Here is a 19,265-nt window from a genome sequence, read left to right on the forward strand (position 1 = left end):
AATGAATTTACAGCATCACTTTCTTATTGCCATGCCTGCACTCCAGGACCCTATTTTCCGCCGCGCGGTCGTTTATATTTGTGAATACAACGAAGATGGCGCGATGGGGATTATCATCAATAAGCCGCTGGAAAACCTTCAGGTAGAAGGGATTCTGGATAAGCTGAAAATCACGGCGGACGCGCGTTTACCGGAGATCCGTCTTGATAAACCGGTGATGCTGGGCGGGCCACTCGCAGAAGATCGTGGTTTTATTCTGCATACGCCGCCGGACTTTTCTTCAAGCATTCGCATCTCTGATAACACCGTGATTACCACCTCCCGGGACGTGCTGGAAACGCTGGGCACCGCGGAACAGCCTTCCGAAGTGCTGGTTGCCCTGGGCTATTCCTCATGGGAAAAGGGCCAGCTTGAGCAGGAAATTCTGGATAACGCCTGGCTGACGGCCCCCGCAGATATGAACATCCTGTTTAAAACGCCTATCGCCGATCGCTGGCGCGACGCGGCGAAGCTGATTGGCATCGATATCCTGACCATGCCCGGCGTGGCGGGACACGCATAATGAGCGGAACCCTCCTCGCCTTTGATTTCGGCACCAAAAGCATCGGTGTTGCCATCGGCCAGCGCATTACCGGCACCGCGCGTCCGCTGACGGCGATAAAAGCGCAGGACGGCACGCCCGACTGGTCGCTGATCGAACGTCTGCTGAAAGAGTGGCAGCCCGATGAGGTAATCGTCGGCCTTCCGCTTAACATGGACGGCACCGAACAGCCGCTCACCGCACGCGCCCGTAAGTTTGCCAACAAGATCCACGGCCGCTTTGGTTCGGTGGTGAAGCTGCACGATGAGCGCCTGAGCACCGTTGAAGCCCGCGCCGGGCTGTTTGAGCACGGTGGTTTCCGCGCGCTCAACAAGGGCAGCGTGGATTCCGCCTCAGCGGTGATCATTCTCGAAAGCTATTTCGAGCAGGGCTACTGACCGCGCGATATCCGCCCCTGCGCGCGGCGTTCGGCAAGGCTTTGCTCAAAATTCTGCATTCCCACCTGCAGTCCGGTCTGAATCACGCCGGGCAGCTGGTGCGTCTTTCCTTCGCGGATGAGATTCGCAACCGCTGAGGTATTGATCAGCAGCTCAAAAATCCCCACTCGTCCGCCCTGCACGTCCGGAAGCAGCTTTTGCGCCAGCACCGCGCGGAGGCTTCCTGCAAGCTGATGACGCACGGGATCTTTTTCCTCGGCGGGAAAGGTATCCACCAGACGCTCAACCGCCTGCGCCGCGCCCCGCGTGTGCAGGGTCGCCAGCACCAGATGTCCGGTTTCCGCCGCCGTGAGGGCCAGGCGTATGGTTTCGCTGTCGCGCAGTTCGCCGAGTAAAATCACGTCCGGATCTTCACGCAGCGCGCCGCGCAGGGCGTCAGAGAAGGAAGGCGCGTGCTGCCCCACCTCCCTCTGCTGGATGAGGCAGCGCTCGCTCTGATAAACAAACTCGACCGGATCTTCCAGCGTCAGGATATGCCCGTCGGTGTGGTGGTTGAGAAAATCGACCATCGCGGCAAGCGTGGTGGACTTCCCGCTGCCGGTCGCTCCAGTGACTAAAATCAGCCCGCTCTCGCTGGATAGCAGCTCGGGCAGCGCCCGCGGTGCGCCAAGCGATGAAAGCTGCGGGCAGGCCAGCGGCAGCAGGCGCAACGCCACCGACGCTCCCTTCATGTGCTTAAACGCGCTGCCGCGCAGGCGCTGAAGGTTGGCAAGCATGACCGAAAAATCGACCTGCCCGTTCGCCCACCAGGCCCCCTGCTGCTCGTCGTTAAGCCAGTTTTTTAATAACGCCTCAACGTCGGGAGGCGGAAACGGCGCGGGTTCAAGCCTGCCTAGCCTGCGCCAGCGCGGCGGCGAATCACTGCACAGGTGTAGATCGGAGACGTTATGCTTTACACTAAGCGCCACCATTTCTTCCAAAACCATACGATCATCCTCTGAAATGAACGACATTGCGCATAACCTGGCACAGGTCCGGGATAAAATCTCAGCCGCTGCAACGCGTTGCGGCCGTGCTTCAGAAGAAATTACGTTACTTGCAGTCAGCAAAACCAAGCCTGCGAGCGCTATCGCAGAAGCGATTGCCGCCGGGCAGCGTGCGTTTGGCGAAAACTATGTGCAGGAAGGCGTGGATAAAATTCTGCGCTTTCGTGAGACGGAGAATACCGATCTGGAGTGGCACTTTATTGGCCCGCTGCAGTCGAACAAAAGCCGTCTGGTGGCAGAGCATTTTGACTGGTGCCACACCATTGATCGTCTGAAGATAGCCACTCGTTTGAACGAACAGCGCCCGGCAACAATGCCTGCACTTAACGTGCTGATTCAAATCAACATCAGCGATGAAAACAGCAAGTCCGGCATTGCGCTTGACGAGCTGGATGCGCTGGCCGCCGAGGTGGCTGCGCTGCCGCAGCTAACCCTGCGCGGGCTGATGGCCATCCCCGCGCCTGAGTCAAGTTATGAAAGGCAGTTTGCCGTGGCACGGCAAATGGCTGTAGCATTTGAGGCGCTTAAAGCGCGCTATCAAACGGTAGACACGCTTTCTCTGGGCATGTCGGATGATATGGACGCCGCCATCGCGGCAGGCAGCACTATGGTGCGCATCGGTACGGCAATTTTCGGTGCGCGCGACTACTCCAAATAATAAGGAAAACTGAGGAACGCCATGAAGACGTTGACTTTCCTGCTCTCAACGGTCATTGAACTGTACACGATGGCGCTTTTGCTGCGCGTCTGGATGCAGTGGGCCCGCGTTGATTTTTACAACCCATTCTCGCAGTTTGTGGTGAAAATTACCCAGCCAGTGGTTGGGCCGCTGCGCCGCATTATTCCTGCGATGGGGCCCATCGACAGTTCCTCCCTGCTGGTGGCCTTTATCCTTAGCGTGATCAAGGCCATCGTGCTGTTTATGGTCATCACCTTCCAGCCGATCATCTGGATCGCCGCCGTTCTCATTCTGGTGAAAACCGTCGGGCTGCTGATCTTCTGGGTGCTGCTGGTGATGGCGATCATGAGCTGGGTAAGCCAGGGCCGTAGCCCGGTGGAATACGCGCTGATCCAGCTGGCCGAGCCGCTGCTGCGCCCGATCCGTAACCTGCTCCCTTCCATGGGCGGCATTGATTTCTCGCCGATGATCCTTGTCCTGCTGCTGTACGTGGCGAACATGGGGATCGCCGAACTGCTGCAGGCCACGGGCGACATGCTGCTGCCGGGGCTGTGGATGGCGCTATGAGTGCGGTGAGCGCCTGCGCTGACGGGCTGGTTTTACGGCTGTATATTCAGCCGAAGGCCAGCCGCGACAGCATTGTTGGCCTGCATGGCGACGAGCTAAAAGTCGCCATTACCGCCCCGCCGGTGGACGGCCAGGCCAATGCGCACCTGACCAAATATCTGGCAAAACAGTTTCGCGTCGCCAAAAGCAACGTCATCATTGAAAAGGGCGATCTTGGGCGACATAAACAGGTAAAAATCCTTAATCCGCAAGCAATCCCGACGGAAGTCGCGGCTCTGACAGAACAGGACTAACCCATGCAGAACGTTGTTCTCGCTACCGGTAACGCCGGTAAAGTGCGCGAGCTGGCCTCGCTTTTAAATGATTTTGGGCTGGACGTGGTGGCGCAAACCGAGCTTGGCGTTGATTCCGCTGAAGAGACGGGCCTGACGTTTATCGAAAACGCGATCCTGAAGGCTCGCCACGCCGCGCAGATCACGGGCCTGCCCGCGATCGCTGACGACTCCGGCCTGGCCGTAGATTACCTCGGCGGCGCGCCGGGTATTTACTCCGCCCGCTATTCCGGCGAGGACGCGACCGACCAGCAGAATCTTGAAAAGCTGCTGGTTGCCCTGAAGGACGTGCCGGACGAGCAGCGCACCGCGCAGTTTCACTGCGTGCTGGTCTACATGCGCCACGCGGAAGATCCGACGCCGATCGTTTGCCACGGCAGCTGGCCGGGCGTGATTACCCGCGAAGCGGCGGGCAGCGGCGGCTTTGGCTATGACCCGATTTTCTTTGTCCCGACCGAGGGCAAAACCGCTGCGGAGCTGACCCGCGAAGAGAAAAGCGCGATTTCCCACCGCGGGCGCGCGCTGAAACTGTTACTGGAAGCGTTACGTAATGGCTAATTTGCCGCCTTTGAGTCTGTATATTCACATCCCGTGGTGCGTGCAGAAATGCCCGTACTGCGATTTCAACTCGCACGCGCTGAAGGGCGAAGTGCCGCACGATGACTACGTTGCGCACCTGCTGGCCGACCTGGACGCCGATGTACCTTACGCACAGGGACGTGAAGTTAAGACCATTTTTATCGGCGGCGGTACGCCGAGCCTGCTGTCAGGCCCGGCGATGCAAACGCTGCTGGACGGCGTGCGTGCGCGCCTGAATCTGGCGGCGGATGCTGAAATTACGATGGAAGCCAACCCCGGCACCGTTGAGGCCGACCGCTTTGTCGACTATCAGCGCGCGGGCGTAAACCGCATCTCCATCGGCGTGCAGAGCTTTAGCGAGCCGAAGCTGAAGCGCCTGGGGCGCATCCACGGCCCGGAAGAGGCGAAGCGCGCGGCAAACCTGGCGACGGGGCTGGGTCTTCGCAGCTTTAACCTGGATTTGATGCACGGCCTGCCGGACCAGTCTCTGGAAGAGGCGCTGGACGATCTGCGCCAGGCGATTGCGCTGAACCCGCCGCATCTGTCCTGGTATCAGCTGACCATTGAGCCGAACACGCTGTTTGGCTCGCGCCCGCCGGTGCTGCCGGACGACGACGCGCTGTGGGATATCTTCGAGCAGGGCCACCAGCTTCTGACCGCGGCGGGCTACCAGCAGTACGAAACGTCTGCCTACGCGAAGCCGGGCTACCAGTGTCAGCACAACCTGAACTACTGGCGCTTTGGCGACTATCTGGGGATTGGCTGCGGCGCACACGGCAAGGTGACCTTTCCGGACGGACGCATTCTGCGCACCGCCAAGACGCGCCATCCGCGCGGGTATATGGAAGGGCGCTATCTGGAACGCAGCCACGACGTCGAGGCCGCGGATAAGCCGTTTGAGTTCTTTATGAACCGCTTCCGCCTGCTGGAAGCCGCGCCGCGCGCGGAGTTCTCTCTCTACACCGGACTGCCGGAAACGGTGATTCGCCCGCAGATTGACGAAGCGCTAGTGCAGGGGTATCTCACCGAGTGTGATGAATACTGGCAGATCACCGAGCACGGCAAGCTGTTCTTAAACTCCCTTCTCGAGCTGTTCCTCGCCGAAGATCCTGAAAGCTGATTCAGGATTTTGCATCCCGCTCTGTCGGCTGAAGGAAAGGCTGGCAGAGTGTGGGGATGGAAATAATTCGTTCATACGCAAAGCAGCTCAGACGCGAGCTGACACAGGAAGAGAGACGGCTTTGGTATTTACTGCGCAGCCGCCGTTTCGAAAATTATAAGTTTCGCCGACAGCACCCGGTAGGTAACTACATTCTGGATTTCGCCTGCTGCGCGGCTCGGCTGGCCGTTGAGCTGGATGGAGGACAACACGATGAAAATCAGGAATACGATCGCCAAAGGACGATTTGGCTGAATGCCAAAGGCTGGCATGTGATTCGCTTCTGGAACAACGAACTGTGGAATAACGAAGAAGCTGTGTTAGAAAAGATCCTTGAGATGCTTCAAGCGCTGCAACCCTCACCCCGGCCCTCTCCCTGAAAGGGAGAGGGAGTAACCCATTGAAGAAGGTTAAGGTGAGGGAGCAAACCATCCCCTCGCCCCTTTGGGGAGAGGGTTAGGGTGAGGGGCGAAGTGAATTACTTCAACGTCCCCACCAGCGCCTTCCGGCTGTCTTCCAGCGACACCACGCGCTGGCACACGTCTTTGCCGAACTGCTGGAAATCCGCTTCCTGGTTTTTCCACTCGTTCTGAATCGAGGTCTGCAAGCCGCCCAGGCTGCCCAGCACGCCCTGCAGCGGGTTACCGCCGCCTTTCAGCACGGCTTTCGCGCCCATTTCGTTAATGCTGTCCTGCAGGATGCCGCCCATCGCCTGGTTCACCAGGTTTTGCCCGTCGGCGCGAACCTCATCAATCGCCTTGTAGTGGAACGTCAGACCGTCGGTGCGGTGCTCGATAATGCGGTTCATCTGCTCTTTGAGCTGCTTGTCCAGCTTCGTCAGGCGGGTGCGCATGTTGCTGCTCTCACCCACCTCTTTGGTGATGATCTTATCCAGCGCCACGCGGCTTTTCTCAACGCGGCTTAATGCGCCCTGGTCAATCCACGGCAGCGCGGTGCGCAGTTCGGCCTGGTAATCTTTCGCCTGCTCGCGCTGTGCGGCGGTCAGGTTATACGCTTTGCCGTTAAACGTCACGCTGCCGTCCGGGGTAATCACCAGATTGCCGTTCTCGCCTTTGACCTGCACGGTTTGCGGGCTTAACACCACGTCGTCACGCGGGGTGACGCTACATTGATAATCCGCATGAGCGGTGGTTCCGATTGCCATTAAAGCAACAGCCAGCAACGTTTTGCGCATCTTAAACACTCCCTCAGACAAAATGGGCCAGCTTATGCTGGCCCCTTACTTGCTTTATTAGTCCCACCAAACGTCGAAAAGTTCGCTGATGCGAACATCTTCCGCCTTGTGGTCTTCAAGCCATTTGCGCACCAGCGCCTGATGTTCTTCGGTGCATTTTCCCACTTCCTGGGTGCAGATCAGCCCTTCCCACGCGAGGTAGCCGCTACCGTCAAAGGCCAGCTTGTTCGGCTCGATCACGTCGTTGATGAACGCATCAACGTCCTGGTCGATCTGCTCAACGCTGGTGCCTTCCGGGAAACGCCACGCAACGGAGAAACCGATTTCCTGGAATTCTTCGATGTGCATTTTTTTACGCAGACGGCGGCTACGATTCTTTGCCATTATTTTACCCTCTCGAACATTAAGTCCCATACGCCGTGGCCAAGACGATGGCCACGCTGTTCAAATTTCGTTACCGGACGTGAGTCCGGACGCGGTACATAGTCGTTGCTTGCAGACTGGTTTTTATACCCGTCCAGAGACGACATCACTTCCAGCATGTGCTCTGCATAAGGTTCCCAGTCGGTCGCCATATGGAAAACGCCGCCCAGCTTTAGCTTACTTTTCAGCAGCTCTGCAAACGGCGCCTGAACGATACGGCGTTTATTATGACGCGCTTTGTGCCATGGGTCAGGGAAAAAGAGCTGAACCATGTTCAAAGAATTGTCAGGAATCATTTTGTGCAGCACTTCCACCGCGTCGTGACACATCACGCGCAGGTTCTCAACGCCCTCTTCGTGCGCCGTTGCCAGGCATGCGCCTACGCCCGGCGAGTGCACCTCAATGCCGAGGAAATTCTGCTCCGGGCGCGCTTTCGCCATGGTCACCAGCGAGGTGCCCATGCCAAAGCCGATCTCCAGCGTCACGGGCGCATCGCGGCCAAACAGCTCGGTAAAGTCGAGCGGCTGCTCGCTGAACTCAACGCCCATCACCGGCCAGTAGTTGTCCAGCGCGTGTTGCTGCCCTTTTGTCAGGCGGCCCTGACGGCGGACAAAGCTGCGAATCCGGCGCAGCGGGCGACCGTTTTCATCAAATTCCGGTGAAATGACGTCGTTTTTCATAAAAGAGTTGTCTGCTTGTGAGAGTGTTCGGGAAACGGGCATTATCCAAAGTTAAGGCGTCTATGCAAGCATGGGAAAGATCCGGTTTACAGCGGATGGGCGCTGTGCTGCAATCTGCGTCCCTGAATATGCGAATCGATGACCATGCAAGCCTCTCAATTTTCAGCCCAGGTGCTGGACTGGTACGACAAATACGGGCGTAAAACCCTGCCCTGGCAAATTGAAAAAACGCCCTACAAAGTATGGCTCTCCGAGGTGATGTTGCAACAAACGCAGGTTGCAACGGTGATTCCCTATTTCGAACGCTTTATGGCGCGCTTTCCTACGGTCACGGATCTGGCGAACGCGCCGTTAGACGAGGTGCTGCACCTGTGGACGGGGCTGGGCTACTACGCCCGCGCGCGCAACCTGCACAAGGCGGCACAGCAGGTGGCAATGCTTCATCACGGCAAATTCCCGGAAACCTTCGACGAAGTGGCTGATTTACCCGGCGTCGGGCGCTCAACCGCGGGCGCCATTCTCTCCCTTTCTTTAGGCAAACATTTCCCGATCCTCGACGGCAACGTGAAGCGCGTGCTCGCCCGCTGCTATGCGGTCGACGGCTGGCCGGGCAAAAAAGAGGTCGAAAAGCGCCTGTGGGAGATTAGCGAAGACGTTACGCCCGCCAAAGGCGTCGAGCGGTTTAACCAGGCGATGATGGATCTCGGCGCGATGGTCTGTACCCGCTCAAAGCCGAAGTGCGAGCTCTGCCCGGTCAATAACCTCTGCGTGGCCTACGCCAATCAGTCATGGGCGCAGTATCCGGGCAAAAAGCCCAAGCAAACGCTGCCGGAGCGCACCGGGTATATGCTGCTGATGCAGCACGGCGATGAGGTCTACCTTGCCCAGCGCCCGCCGAGCGGCCTGTGGGGTGGTCTATACTGCTTCCCACAGTTTGAAGATGAAACAGCATTACGCGCGTGGCTTGAACAGCGCGGAATCGCTGCCGATAACCTCACGCAGCAGACCGCGTTTCGCCACACCTTCAGCCATTTCCATCTGGATATTGTGCCTATGTGGCTTCCCGTGTCTTCATTCACCGCCTGCATGGATGAAGGGAGCGGTCTCTGGTATAACTTAGCGCAACCGCCATCAGTCGGGCTGGCGGCTCCCGTGGAGCGCCTGTTACAGCAATTACGTGCTGGTGCAATGGTTTAGCACCCGCAACAAAAGAGGAATGAGTATGGCCAGAACCATTTTTTGTACTTTCCTGCAGCGCGACGCTGAAGGCCAGGACTTCCAGCTCTACCCGGGCGACCTGGGAAAGCGCATCTATAACGAGATCTCCAAAGAAGCCTGGGGACAATGGCAGAAAAAGCAGACCATGCTGATCAACGAGAAAAAGCTCAGCATGATGAACCCGGAACACCGCAAGCTGCTGGAGCAGGAGATGGTGAACTACCTGTTTGAAGGCAAAGACGTGCACATCGAAGGCTATACGCCGCCGGAAAAATAACTGCGTGCGGGGGAAGCCCCGCCGTTAAAGCAAACACAACACGCACTCCCGGAATGATGAAAAAATTATTAGCGCTCGCTCTAGTTGCGCCGTTGCTTGTCTCGTGTTCCTCAAAAAAAGGCGATGATTACAACGAAGCCTGGGTTAAGGACACCAACGGTTTTGACATCCTGATGGGGCAGTTTGCCCATAACATCGAAAACATTTGGGGATTTAACGAAGTTCTTATTGCCGGACCGAAGGACTACGTTAAGTACACCGACGCCTATCAAACCCGTAGCCACATCAACTTTGATGACGGTACGATTACCATCGAAACCATTTCGGGGACCGAGCCCGCCGCGCACCTGCGCCAGGCGATTATCAAAACCCTGCTGATGGGCGACGATCCCGGCTCGATTGACCTCTATTCCGACGCCGACGACATCACCATTTCCAAAGAGCCGTTCCTGTACGGCCAGGTCGTGGACAATACCGGCCAGCCGATCCGCTGGGAAGGACGCGCCACTAAGTTTGCCGACTACCTGCTGCAAACGCGCATGAAGAGCCGCACAAACGGCCTGAAGATTATCTATAGCGTCACCATTAACCTGGTGCCGAACCACCTCGACAAGCGTGCGCATAAGTACCTCGGCATGGTGCGCCAGGCGTCGCGTAAATACGGCGTGGAAGAGTCGCTGATTCTGGCGATCATGCAGACCGAATCCTCGTTTAACCCGTACGCGGTGAGCCGTTCCGACGCGCTGGGCCTGATGCAGGTGGTGCAGCACAGCGCCGGTAAAGACGTCTTCCGCTCGCAGGGGAAATCGGGCACGCCGAGCCGCAGCTATCTGTTCGATCCGCAGAGCAACATTGATACCGGCACCGCCTATCTGGCGATGCTGAACAACGTGTACCTGGGCGGGATTGATAACCCGACGTCACGCCGCTACGCGGTGATCACCGCCTACAACGGCGGCGCGGGCAGCGTGCTGCGGGTGTTCTCAAACGATAAGGTGCAGGCGGCCAACATCATCAACAGCATGGCGCCGGGCGACGTCTACTCGACGCTGACTACGCGCCATCCGTCGGCGGAATCCCGCCGCTATCTGTACAAAGTGAATACGGCCCAGAAGAGCTATCGCCGCCGCTAGAAAACTAACGCCCCTCACCCTAACCCTCTCCCCAGAGGGGAGAGGGAACTTGAACACCCTCTCCCCTCTGGGGAGAGGGCAGGGTGAGGGGAACAAACCGCACCCACTCCCCCCCATACGAAAACGTTATTTGCATCACAATCCAGTCTGCAAATTAATATGGATTGCATTTTTTTGCGGGAGGTAACAAAACATAACCTCACCTGCTGATAGAATTGCATCAAATAACAACCCTGAATGTTCCTATAACAACATATCTCCCGCTCACTTGTGAGGAAAGTAACATGAACCTTAAGCTGCAGCTTAAAATATTGTCGTTTCTGCAGTTCTGCCTGTGGGGTAGCTGGCTGACTACACTCGGCTCCTATATGTTTGTGACGCTCAAGTTCGACGGTGCGTCCATCGGTGCCGTCTACAGCTCGCTGGGCATCGCGGCGGTCTTCATGCCAACGCTGCTGGGCATCGTGGCGGATAAGTGGCTAAGCGCGAAGTGGCTGTACATGCTTTGCCATCTGGTGGGGGCGGGGACGCTGTTTATGGCGGCCGAAGTGACCACGCCGGGGGCGATGTTCATGGTGATCCTGCTTAACTCGCTGGCCTATATGCCAACGCTTGGGCTGATCAACACCATCTCCTACTACCGCCTGAAGTCTGCCGGACTGGATATCGTGACCGATTTCCCTCCAATCCGCATCTGGGGCACCATCGGCTTTATCATGGCGATGTGGGGCGTGAGCTTCGCGGGCTTTGAGCTGAGCCACATGCAGCTCTACATCGGCGCGGCGCTCTCCGTGCTGCTGGCGCTGTTCACCCTGACGCTGCCCACCATTCCGGTTTCTAACCAGCAGAAAAACCAGAGCTGGAGCACCATGCTCGGCCTGGACGCCTTCGCGCTGTTCAAAAACAAGCGCATGGCGATCTTCTTTATCTTCTCCATGCTGCTGGGCGCGGAGCTGCAAATCACCAACATGTTCGGCAACACCTTCCTGCACAGCTTCGATAACAACCCGCTGTTCAGCGGCAGCTTTATCGTTGAGCACGCGTCGGTGATGATGTCCATCTCGCAGATCTCCGAGACGCTGTTCATCCTGACCATACCGTTCTTCCTGAGCCGCTACGGCATTAAGAACGTGATGCTGATCAGCATCGCGGCGTGGATGCTGCGCTTCGGCCTGTTCGCCTACGGCGATCCAAGCCCGTTCGGCACCGTGCTGCTGGTGCTGTCGATGGTTGTCTACGGCTGCGCCTTCGACTTCTTCAACATCTCCGGTTCGGTATTTGTGGAAAAAGAAGTGAAGCCTGAAATTCGCGCCAGCGCGCAGGGCATGTTCCTGATGATGACCAACGGCTTCGGCTGTATTCTGGGCGGCGTGGTGAGCGGTAAAGTGGTTGAGATGTACACCACCAACGGCATCACCGACTGGCAGCCGGTGTGGCTGATTTTCGCCGCATACTCGCTGGTGCTGTTCTTCGCGTTCATCGCGCTGTTCAAGTACAAGCACGTTCGCGTGCCAAACGGCGCGCAGCCGATAGCGCATTAACTGTTGTGCCCGGTGGCGGCTTCGCTTACCGGGCCTGCAAAACCAGACCGTAGGCCGGGCAAGCGTCAGCGCTACCCGGCTATTTTATTGCGGAGAGCACCCACCCCACCGACAGCAAATCCGCGCTGCCGCCCGGACTCAGGTTCCGTTCAATCAATGCGTTATCCATATCAAGCAGCGCCTGATTATCCCAGCCGTTAGCCAGCAGGTCCCGCGCGTAGCCCTGAACGTAGCGCAGCCCGTCAATGCCGCCGCGCGACACCAGGTTGCTGTCCTGATTGACTGACATCAGGCGCAGCAGCAGCCCGTGAAGCGAGCGTCCGCTCCACGCGTCCAGCGCCTTGCGTGCCGTGGCAAAACCACTTTCCGCCTCGCCGCGCGCGCCGGTCATGCCGTACAGCTGATACTGCCGCTCCCCCGCCGTCGCCTGCCCGCGCCGTGCCGCCAGCTCACGCGCCACCAGCCCGCGGCAAATGTTACTCACCTCACAGCAGAGGCTGTCTGCACAGAGATTTTTCACACGCCCGGCGGCGAAACAGAGCAGGCCGAGCGCGAAAATGCCCCCTTTATGCGTGTTAACGCCTCCCGTTGCCTCCAGCATCGCCTGCTCGCAGGCCATCCCCATCGGGCGGATAATCCGTAGCTGTGCGTCAGCGGGTTTATCGGCATGCGCGTGACCAAGTTCAGCGAAACGTGAAAACCACGGCGTAATCGCCGCAATGCTGCGGACGAACAGCGCGTGGTCCATATCGCGATGGGAACCGTTATTGAGCCTGTCCACCAGCCCCGGCTTCGGCGTCAGCTCCAGCTCCTGCCACAGCGCCGCTTCGGCAAGCGCGGGCACGTCCGCCGGGCGCGGTTTAGTCGCGAGCAAACCAGTCATCGATCGTCTTCTCCACGCGGGACACGACCTGCTCAACGGGATGCTTGCGCGAGCGCGAGCAGGCGTGGGCGGGCTCGTCGCAGATCAGGCAGCGGCGCAAATTTGCCCCCAGGGACTGACGCCCGACGTGGCCGTTTACAGGGCAGATGACGTCCAGATCCCACAGCCTGCCGAGCGGGTGCGTCTGCTCCAGCTCCGCGCAGTGGGCCTTAACTTCCGCCGCCGGATGGGCCACGCACCACAGCGCTTCCGGCCCGGTCGGCAGCCACAGCACCTGGCGGTCCAGCACCTGCCAGCGCATCTCCCACAGCAGCTGATCGCACATTTGCAGCGCCACGCCCATCGTGTTGCGGTAGCGCAGGCTGTCTTTAACTTCCCCCGGCGTCACCAGCGTGAGCGAGATAACCGGTTGATGATAGTGGGCAAGCCAGTCAGCCTGACGGGCCGCGCGGCGCTCTTTCGCCGCCAGCAGCTCGTCCAGGCCGACACCCGCCCGTACGGGTGTCGCTGAAATCATACTTACTCCTTCACCTGCCGCACGGTGTCAATCACGCTGCCGTCGCGGTAGCGGATAACGCCAACGATCTTATCGGTAAACTCAATGGGCTTTGGCTCGCCGGTCAGCGATATCGCCCGCTCATACAGCGCGGTGATATCCACGACCTGTAGCCCCGCCGCCAGCAGCCGCTCGCGGATCTCCGGGCGCGCCGGGTTCACCGCAATGCCGTGATCGGTGACCAGCACGTCGATGCTCTCGCCCGGCGTCAGGCGGGTAGTGACGCGCTTTACTACCGTCGGAATACGGCTGCGCAGCAGCGGCGCGACGACGATGGTCAGGTTCGCCGCTGCGGCCACGTCGCAGTGGCCGCCGGACGCGCCGCGCATCACGCCGTCGGAGCCGGTGATGACGTTAACGTTAAATTCGACGTCGATTTCCAGCGCGCTGAGGATCACCACGTCGAGCTGGTCGCAGCTTGCCGCCTTGCTGCCGGGGTTGGCGTAAACGTTGGTGGAGATCTCCACGTGGTTCGGATTGCGCGCCAGCGAGGCCGCCGCCTGGCCGTCAAAGCACTGGGTATCGAGCAGCGTTTCGATCAGCCCTTTCTCGTGCAGGTCGACAAGGCTGCCGGTGATCCCGCCGAGCGCGAAGCGCGCCTTCACGCCGCTGCGCTCCATCTTCTCTTCCATGAAGCGCGTACAGGCCGTGGCCGCCGCGCCGGAGCCGGTCTGCATCGAGAAGCCCGGTTTGAAGTAGCCGGAGTGTTCAATGACGTCCGCCGCGTAGCGGGCAATCATCAGTTCGCGCGGGTTGCTGGTGACGCGCGCCGCGCCGACGCTGATTTTCGCCGGATCGCCCACGCTCTCGACCAGCACAACGTAGTCCACGCGGTCCTGCACGATGCTGGCGGGCATGTTGGGGAACGGCACCAGCGCTTCGGTCAGCAGCACCACCTTGCGGGCAAACTGCGCGTCCACCATGGCGTAGCCCAGGGAACCGCAGCACGATTTGCCGTGCGTGCCGTTGGCGTTGCCAAACTCATCGCTGCACGGCACGCCGAGAAACGCCACGTCGATGTTCAGCTCGCCGTCCTGCAGCAGCTTGACGCGCCCGCCGTGGGAGTGGATTTGCACCGGCTCGTCCATCAGCCCGCGGGAGATGGCCTCCGCGAGTTTGCCGCGCATGCCCGACGTGTAAATCCGGGTGATGACGCCGCTTTCAATGTGCTCGATCAGCGCGTCGTTACAGGTCATCAGCGAGCTGGAGGCCAGGGTCAGGTTTTTGAAGCCCATTTGCGCCAGCAGCGCCACGACGGAGTTGATCACCCGGTCGCCTTCGCGAAACGCGTGGTGGAAGGAGATGGTCATGCCGTCCTTTAAGCCGCTGCGCGCTACCGCCTCTTCAACGGAGGCGCAGAGCTTGCGGTTGTGCTTCGCGTCGCTATCCGCCAGCCACGGCGTGGCGGCGTGGGCAGAATTAAAGGGTTTGAGGTCCCTAAGATGGGGAAAATTTACGTGAAGAAGTTCTGTCTGATTCATTATCTCATCCTTACCGACGCACGCCGGAGGCCGCCGCGCGCTCAAGCACCACCTGCGCGTGGTGAATAATCGGCGCATCAACCATTTTGCCGTTGAGCGACACCACGCCCAGGCCGTTGCGCTCGCCCTCTTCCGCGGCTTCAATCACGCGCCTGGCGTGATCCACTTCCTGCTGGGTCGGCGCGTAGGCGTTGTGCAGCAGGTCAATCTGGCGCGGGTTAATCAGCGATTTGCCGTTAAAGCCCATCTTGCGGATCAGATCGACCTCGCGCAGGAACCCGGCCTCGTCGTTCACGTCAGACCACACCACGTCGAACGCGTCGATACCCGCGGCGCGGGCGGCGTGCAGGACGGCGCAGCGGGCGTAAAATAGCTCTGTACCGTCGCCGCGCTCGGTCTGCATATCCATCACGTAGTCAAAGGCCGCCAGCGCGATGCCGATCAGGCGCGGCGAGCTGCGGGCAATCGCCACGGCGTTGATCACGCCAATGGCCGATTCAATCGCCGCCATGACGCGGGTGGAGCCGACCTCGCGCCCGCACTCGCGCTCGATGCGCTCAAGGTGGCCTTCAAGTTCATACACGTCTTCGGGCGTATCGGTTTTCGGCAGGCGGATCACGTCCACGCCCGCGTACACGGCGGCCTCCAGATCCCGCAGGCCAAACGGCGTGCTGAGCGGGTTAATGCGCACCACGGTTTCAATATCCTGATACATCGGGTGCTGCAGCGCGTGGAACACCAGCATCCTTGCGGTGTCTTTCTCGCGCAGGGCCACCGCGTCCTCAAGGTCAAACATGATGGAATCCGGGCGGTAGATAAAGGCGGTGGAGAGCATGGCGGCGTTGGCGCCCGGCAGGAACAGCATGCTGCGGCGGAGTTTGCTCATTTCAGCGCCTCCCAGCCGATGGCCTGCTCGTCGGCGGCGCGCAGAAGCGCGCTTTGCAGGCGGGCGCGAATGACGCAGTCCAGCGCCCCTTTGTCTTCGATAATCACTAATCCCTGGCGCACGCTCATGGCGCGCAGGGTGTCGTTAACGACCCGGCGGATCTGTTCGCCAAACTGCTTCATCACTTCACTGTGGATGACAATCTCCAGCTCGCCGTCGGCGGGGGCGATTTTCACCATCAGGTCGCTGGACTCTTGCGTTCCGGCCAGCGCCTCCCTTACAATTTTCATGTTCAATTCCTGGTAGTTATGCAACTTCCGCACGCTCGCGATAGTGCGCTTCGAGGTGCGCGAAGGTGGAGTCCGGGACGATCTCGCGGATCCGGGAAAACTGCTGTGTTTTGAGTAAACGCCGCACTTCCGACGCCGAAATGGCGTTGCCCGCGGCCTTGAGGCGCGGCATCTCCACCACCTCGATGTGCGTGGCGAGCAGGTCGTGCAGCGTCTGGTTGTACTGGCGGGTGATATCGCAGAACGGCTCCGAGCCAATAAAGCGGTGGGTGATGCCCAGCGCCGGGGCGATAAAGTCCCGGAAGATCAGCACGTCGATCTCGCTCCACGCCTGCTGCACCTTGCCGGTCTCCTTGAGGAAGTAGGCCGGAAAGGTGGCGCGGGAGATGATGTACTGCGAGCCTTCGTGAACCACCACGTTCGGCAGGTGCGCCACGCCCGCGCGCACCATTTCAATGCGCGCGCGGAACGGAAAGAACGAGGCGTCTTCGCGCACCACGAACAGGTGCAGGGCATCGCACCGACCCGCCGCCTGCTCCACCAGATGGCGGTGGCCGAGGGTGAACGGATTGGCGTTCATCACGATCGCGCCGATCTTCTCCCCGCACTTGCGCTTCTTGCGCAGAGATCGGCAGTAGCGTTCGATCCCCTGCGGCGCGTTCTCCATCAGCACCGCGCTGTTGCCGCTCTGGGCAATCGGCCAGAAGCCGCTGCGGCCAAACCGCTCCCGGTTGCACGGGCGGGTGCAGAGGAAGAGGTGAAAATGGCCGCGCTCCAGCGCCGCGTTCTCCACTTCCGCCAGCAGCCGCGCGCTCAGGTTCTCGCCGCGCAGCTGCTCGTTGACCGCCACGCACTTGATGACGTTGGCGGCCAGCCCGGCGCAGCCCACCAGCTGCGGGCCGGACCAGGCCTCGACGAACAGCTCGATGTCGTTGTCCAGCCCGAGACCGCTGTCGGCCAGCAGGTAGCGGATCTGGCTCAGGCGCTCCGGGTGCTTCGCCACCAGCGTGTGGCGAAACTCAACGGTGGAATGCGTGTGCATGCTGCCGCCTTTCTCAGTGCGCCGCCGAAAGCGTCTGCTCCGGCGCTTCGACGATCACGTTGCTCAGGTGACCGATGCGCTCGATCTCCACCTCAATGCGATCGCCCTCCTTCATAAACAGCGGCGGGTTACGCTTTTTACCGACGCCGCCCGGCGATCCGGTGATGATCACGTCGCCCGGGCTTAAGCGCGTGAAGGTGCTGATGTATTCGATCAGCTCCGCGACCTTGTGGATCATGCTGCTGGTGTTGTCTTCCTGCACCATGCGGCCGTTCAGCCAGGTGCGGATCGCAAGCTGGTGCGGGTCCGGGATCTCATCCGCCGTCGCCATCCACGGGCCGAACGCCCCGGTCTGCCGCCAGTTTTTGCCGGCGGTGAACCAGGTGTGCTGCCAGTCGCGGGCGGAGCCGTCCATGTAGCAGCTGTAGCCCGCCACGTGGCGCAGCGCGTCGTCGCGGCGGATGTTCTCCCCGCCTTTACCAACGATCACCGCCAGCTCGCCCTCGTAGTCGAACTCGCTGGAGCAGCGCGGCTTCAGCACCGGCGCGTTGTGTCCGGTCTGGGAGTCCGGGAAGCGGACGAACAGCGTCGGGGCCGGGTTGTGCTGGTCAAACTCCTTGCGCTTGTCGGCGTAGTTCATGCCCACGCAGAGGATTTTTTCCGGGCGTTCAATCACCGGCAGGAAGGTGATGGCGCTCATCGGCACGTCCACCGCATCGTTCAGATAGCGGGAGGCCTGCGCCAGCCCGTTGCCCTGCAGCAGCGCCTTGAGGTCGCCGTAGCGGTCGCCTAGGCGGCGGCCTAAATCAATCACGCCGTCGGCCTGGACGATGCCGTAGCTGCGTTTTCCCTGGTGTAAAAAGCTTGCGAGTTTCATTGTTTTTTCCTGAAAACTTAAACGAGGAAGTTGCCGAGTATCAGCAGCGAGACGGAGACGTTAATCGCGCCGCCGATGCGGGTAGCAATCTGGGCGAAAGGCATCAGGCTCATGCGGTTGCCTGCGGTCAGGATCGCCACGTCGCCGGTACCGCCCTGCCCGCTCTGGCAGCAGGAGACGATGGCAACGTCAATCGGGTGCATGCCGATCTTTTTACCCACGAAGAAGCCCGTCGCCACCAGCGCCGAAACGGTGCTGACGATCACCAGCAGGTTGCTGACGGTAAAGGCGGCGACCAGCTCGTGCCACGGGGTAATCGCCACGCCAACGGCGAAGAGGATCGGATAGGTGACGGAGGTCTGGAAGAATTTGTAGACCACCTGAGATCCTTCCAGCAGGCGCGGAGAGGCACCGTTGCACAGCTTCACCAGCACGGCGATAAACAGCATGCCAACCGGTGCGGGCAGGCCGATCAGCTTGTGGCCAAGCATGCCCAGCATGTAGAGCAGCACCGCCAGCAGCGCGCCGGAGGCGATAGTGGTCACGTCCGCCTTGCCGGAGAACGCGGGCTGAGAAACGCCCGCATCGGCATTCGCGCGGTTAGGCATCAGCTGGCCTTCACCGGTGAGGTGCGGGTAGCGCTTGCCGAGCTGGTTCAGGCAGCCGGAGATGATGATTGCCGTCAGGCCGCCGAGCATTACCATCGGCAGCACGCGGCCGAGCGCCACGCCCTGGTCCATGTGCAGCAGGGTGGCATAGCCGATGGAGAGCGGGATCGCCCCTTCCCCGACGCCGCCCGCCATGATCGGCAGAATGATAAAGAAGAAGATCTGGAACGGCTCCAGGCCCAGCGCCATGCCGACGCCCATGCCGACAATCATGCCGACGATTTCACCGCACAGCATCGGGAAGAAGATGCGCAGGAAGCCCTGAATCAGCACCGTGCGGTTCATGCTCATGATGCTGCCGACGATGATGCAGCAGATGTAGAGGTAGAGAATGTTGGTGGATTTGTAGAATTTGGTGGTGGACTCGACCACCACGTCCGGCAGCAGGCCGTAGTAGACCAGCGCGGAAGGGATAAAGGTGGCGCAAATCGCCGCCGCGCCCAGCTTGCCGACAATCGGCAGGCGTTTGCCGAACTCGCCGCAGGCAAAGCCGAAGAAGGCCAGCGTGGCGACCATCACCACGATGTCGCTCGGCAGCTTTCCGCCCAGGCAGTCAATCGCGATGAGCGCTCCCGCTAATACAAACAGCGGCAGAGGAATAATCCCGACTTTCCAGGTATCCATAATATGCCACCAGCGCTCCTTGAGCGATGGCCGCTGAATTTCAATCGGGTCGTGGGTAACAGAGAAAGAATCGTCAGTCGTGCTCATAATAAGCCCCTTAGTTATTTTGTACGTTCAGCTTAGGGGGGCAAAGGCTTACTTTATGTGAGGA

Annotated in this window: 24 protein-coding genes; 12 read left to right on the forward strand and 12 right to left on the reverse strand. The window is 59.9% G+C overall.

Annotation, left to right across the window (positions count from 1 at the left end):
* Position 1 precedes the first annotated feature (1 nt).
* Both V1599_RS20620 and ruvX read left to right on the forward strand, forming a co-directional pair.
* The gene (locus V1599_RS20620) at positions 2-562 is read left to right on the forward strand and encodes a YqgE/AlgH family protein (protein WP_395300771.1); all 561 of its coding nucleotides are present in this window, start codon (positions 2-4) and stop codon (positions 560-562) included.
* Positions 562-978, forward strand: coding sequence for a Holliday junction resolvase RuvX (gene ruvX / locus V1599_RS20625; RefSeq protein WP_112009842.1), 417 nt, complete (start codon positions 562-564; stop codon positions 976-978). Before V1599_RS20620 ends, ruvX begins: the two co-directional genes overlap by 1 nt.
* Here the strand turns inward: ruvX and V1599_RS20630 are convergent.
* A complete protein-coding gene (locus V1599_RS20630) occupies positions 972-1,964 on the reverse strand; it encodes a type IV pilus twitching motility protein PilT (protein WP_112009884.1) in 993 nt (330 codons plus the stop codon). The two genes, ruvX and V1599_RS20630, sit on opposite strands and share 7 nt — an antisense overlap.
* 16 nt (positions 1,965-1,980) lie before the next feature.
* Between V1599_RS20630 and V1599_RS20635 the strand changes: the two genes are divergently transcribed.
* Genes V1599_RS20635 through V1599_RS20660 form a run of 6 tightly spaced genes read left to right on the forward strand, consistent with a single transcriptional unit; the run spans position 1,981 to position 5,720 of the window.
* Positions 1,981-2,682 (forward strand): YggS family pyridoxal phosphate-dependent enzyme, encoded by a 702-nt coding sequence (locus V1599_RS20635; protein ID WP_395300772.1) that lies wholly within the window; start codon positions 1,981-1,983, stop codon positions 2,680-2,682.
* A gap of 21 nt (positions 2,683-2,703) precedes the next feature.
* A complete protein-coding gene (locus V1599_RS20640) occupies positions 2,704-3,270 on the forward strand; it encodes a YggT family protein (RefSeq protein ID WP_112009844.1) in 567 nt (188 codons plus the stop codon).
* Positions 3,267-3,563 carry a DUF167 family protein YggU gene (yggU, locus tag V1599_RS20645; protein ID WP_112009845.1) on the forward strand — a complete coding sequence of 99 codons (297 nt, stop codon included), beginning with the start codon at positions 3,267-3,269 and terminating at the stop codon, positions 3,561-3,563. Before V1599_RS20640 ends, yggU begins: the two co-directional genes overlap by 4 nt.
* Positions 3,564-3,566: 3 nt before the next feature.
* Entirely contained in the window at positions 3,567-4,160 is a 594-nt protein-coding gene (locus V1599_RS20650) for an XTP/dITP diphosphatase (protein ID WP_112009846.1), read from the forward strand.
* Positions 4,153-5,301 carry a radical SAM family heme chaperone HemW gene (gene hemW / locus V1599_RS20655; RefSeq protein WP_112009847.1) on the forward strand — a complete coding sequence of 383 codons (1,149 nt, stop codon included), beginning with the start codon at positions 4,153-4,155 and terminating at the stop codon, positions 5,299-5,301. The genes V1599_RS20650 and hemW overlap by 8 nt, the downstream gene beginning before the upstream one ends.
* A gap of 56 nt (positions 5,302-5,357) precedes the next feature.
* The gene (locus V1599_RS20660; RefSeq protein WP_112009848.1) at positions 5,358-5,720 is read left to right on the forward strand and encodes an endonuclease domain-containing protein; all 363 of its coding nucleotides are present in this window, start codon (positions 5,358-5,360) and stop codon (positions 5,718-5,720) included.
* A gap of 98 nt (positions 5,721-5,818) precedes the next feature.
* Here V1599_RS20660 and V1599_RS20665 read toward each other — a convergent pair whose 3' ends face one another.
* From V1599_RS20665 to trmB, 3 genes are read right to left on the reverse strand one after another with little or no spacing between them, the layout of a single operon-like run.
* Complete coding sequence (locus tag V1599_RS20665; RefSeq protein WP_112009849.1) at positions 5,819-6,535, reverse strand: DUF2884 domain-containing protein; 717 nt, start codon at positions 6,533-6,535, stop codon at positions 5,819-5,821.
* 57 nt (positions 6,536-6,592) lie between these two features.
* The gene (locus tag V1599_RS20670) at positions 6,593-6,919 is read right to left on the reverse strand and encodes a YggL family protein (protein WP_112009850.1); all 327 of its coding nucleotides are present in this window, start codon (positions 6,917-6,919) and stop codon (positions 6,593-6,595) included.
* The gene (trmB, locus tag V1599_RS20675) at positions 6,919-7,638 is read right to left on the reverse strand and encodes a tRNA (guanosine(46)-N7)-methyltransferase TrmB (protein ID WP_112009851.1); all 720 of its coding nucleotides are present in this window, start codon (positions 7,636-7,638) and stop codon (positions 6,919-6,921) included. The genes V1599_RS20670 and trmB overlap by 1 nt, the downstream gene beginning before the upstream one ends.
* Before the next feature lie 144 nt (positions 7,639-7,782).
* On the opposite strand from trmB, the gene mutY reads away from it, so the two are divergent.
* The 4 genes from mutY to V1599_RS20695 all read left to right on the forward strand — a co-directional run bounded on the left by mutY (position 7,783) and on the right by V1599_RS20695 (position 11,807).
* Positions 7,783-8,835: an A/G-specific adenine glycosylase gene (gene mutY, locus V1599_RS20680; protein WP_395300773.1), complete on the forward strand. Its 1,053-nt coding sequence runs from the start codon at positions 7,783-7,785 to the stop codon at positions 8,833-8,835.
* Between the two features lie 25 nt (positions 8,836-8,860).
* On the forward strand, positions 8,861-9,133 hold the full coding sequence (locus V1599_RS20685; RefSeq protein WP_042321942.1) for an oxidative damage protection protein: 273 nt from the start codon (positions 8,861-8,863) through the stop codon (positions 9,131-9,133).
* 56 nt (positions 9,134-9,189) lie between these two features.
* Positions 9,190-10,266, forward strand: a complete 1,077-nt coding sequence (gene mltC / locus V1599_RS20690; protein WP_112009853.1) for a membrane-bound lytic murein transglycosylase MltC — start codon at positions 9,190-9,192, stop codon at positions 10,264-10,266.
* A gap of 284 nt (positions 10,267-10,550) precedes the next feature.
* The gene (locus V1599_RS20695) at positions 10,551-11,807 is read left to right on the forward strand and encodes a nucleoside permease (protein WP_395300774.1); all 1,257 of its coding nucleotides are present in this window, start codon (positions 10,551-10,553) and stop codon (positions 11,805-11,807) included.
* 79 nt (positions 11,808-11,886) lie between these two features.
* On the opposite strand, the gene citG is transcribed toward V1599_RS20695, so the two are convergent.
* The 8 genes from citG to V1599_RS20735 are packed head-to-tail and all read right to left on the reverse strand — an operon-like array spanning position 11,887 to position 19,201.
* On the reverse strand, positions 11,887-12,690 hold the full coding sequence (gene citG, locus V1599_RS20700) for a triphosphoribosyl-dephospho-CoA synthase CitG (RefSeq protein WP_395300775.1): 804 nt from the start codon (positions 12,688-12,690) through the stop codon (positions 11,887-11,889).
* The gene (gene citX / locus V1599_RS20705; protein ID WP_395300776.1) at positions 12,668-13,207 is read right to left on the reverse strand and encodes a citrate lyase holo-[acyl-carrier protein] synthase; all 540 of its coding nucleotides are present in this window, start codon (positions 13,205-13,207) and stop codon (positions 12,668-12,670) included. Before citX ends, citG begins: the two co-directional genes overlap by 23 nt.
* Positions 13,208-13,209: 2 nt before the next feature.
* Complete coding sequence (gene citF, locus V1599_RS20710; RefSeq protein ID WP_395300777.1) at positions 13,210-14,727, reverse strand: citrate lyase subunit alpha; 1,518 nt, start codon at positions 14,725-14,727, stop codon at positions 13,210-13,212.
* 10 nt (positions 14,728-14,737) lie between these two features.
* Entirely contained in the window at positions 14,738-15,613 is an 876-nt protein-coding gene (gene citE / locus V1599_RS20715) for a citrate (pro-3S)-lyase subunit beta (RefSeq protein ID WP_112009858.1), read from the reverse strand.
* A complete protein-coding gene (citD, locus tag V1599_RS20720) occupies positions 15,610-15,903 on the reverse strand; it encodes a citrate lyase acyl carrier protein (RefSeq protein WP_297116029.1) in 294 nt (97 codons plus the stop codon). Before citD ends, citE begins: the two co-directional genes overlap by 4 nt.
* A 16-nt stretch (positions 15,904-15,919) precedes the next feature.
* Entirely contained in the window at positions 15,920-16,945 is a 1,026-nt protein-coding gene (gene citC, locus V1599_RS20725) for a [citrate (pro-3S)-lyase] ligase (protein ID WP_297116032.1), read from the reverse strand.
* 13 nt (positions 16,946-16,958) lie between these two features.
* The gene (locus tag V1599_RS20730; protein ID WP_297116036.1) at positions 16,959-17,822 is read right to left on the reverse strand and encodes a fumarylacetoacetate hydrolase family protein; all 864 of its coding nucleotides are present in this window, start codon (positions 17,820-17,822) and stop codon (positions 16,959-16,961) included.
* A 17-nt stretch (positions 17,823-17,839) separates the two neighbouring features.
* On the reverse strand, positions 17,840-19,201 hold the full coding sequence (locus V1599_RS20735; protein ID WP_297116039.1) for a 2-hydroxycarboxylate transporter family protein: 1,362 nt from the start codon (positions 19,199-19,201) through the stop codon (positions 17,840-17,842).
* Positions 19,202-19,265 lie beyond the last annotated feature (64 nt).

Origin of the sequence: Enterobacter sp. ECC-175 (assembly GCF_043968675.1) — a bacterium.
Taxonomy (GTDB): Bacteria; Pseudomonadota; Gammaproteobacteria; order Enterobacterales; family Enterobacteriaceae; genus Enterobacter.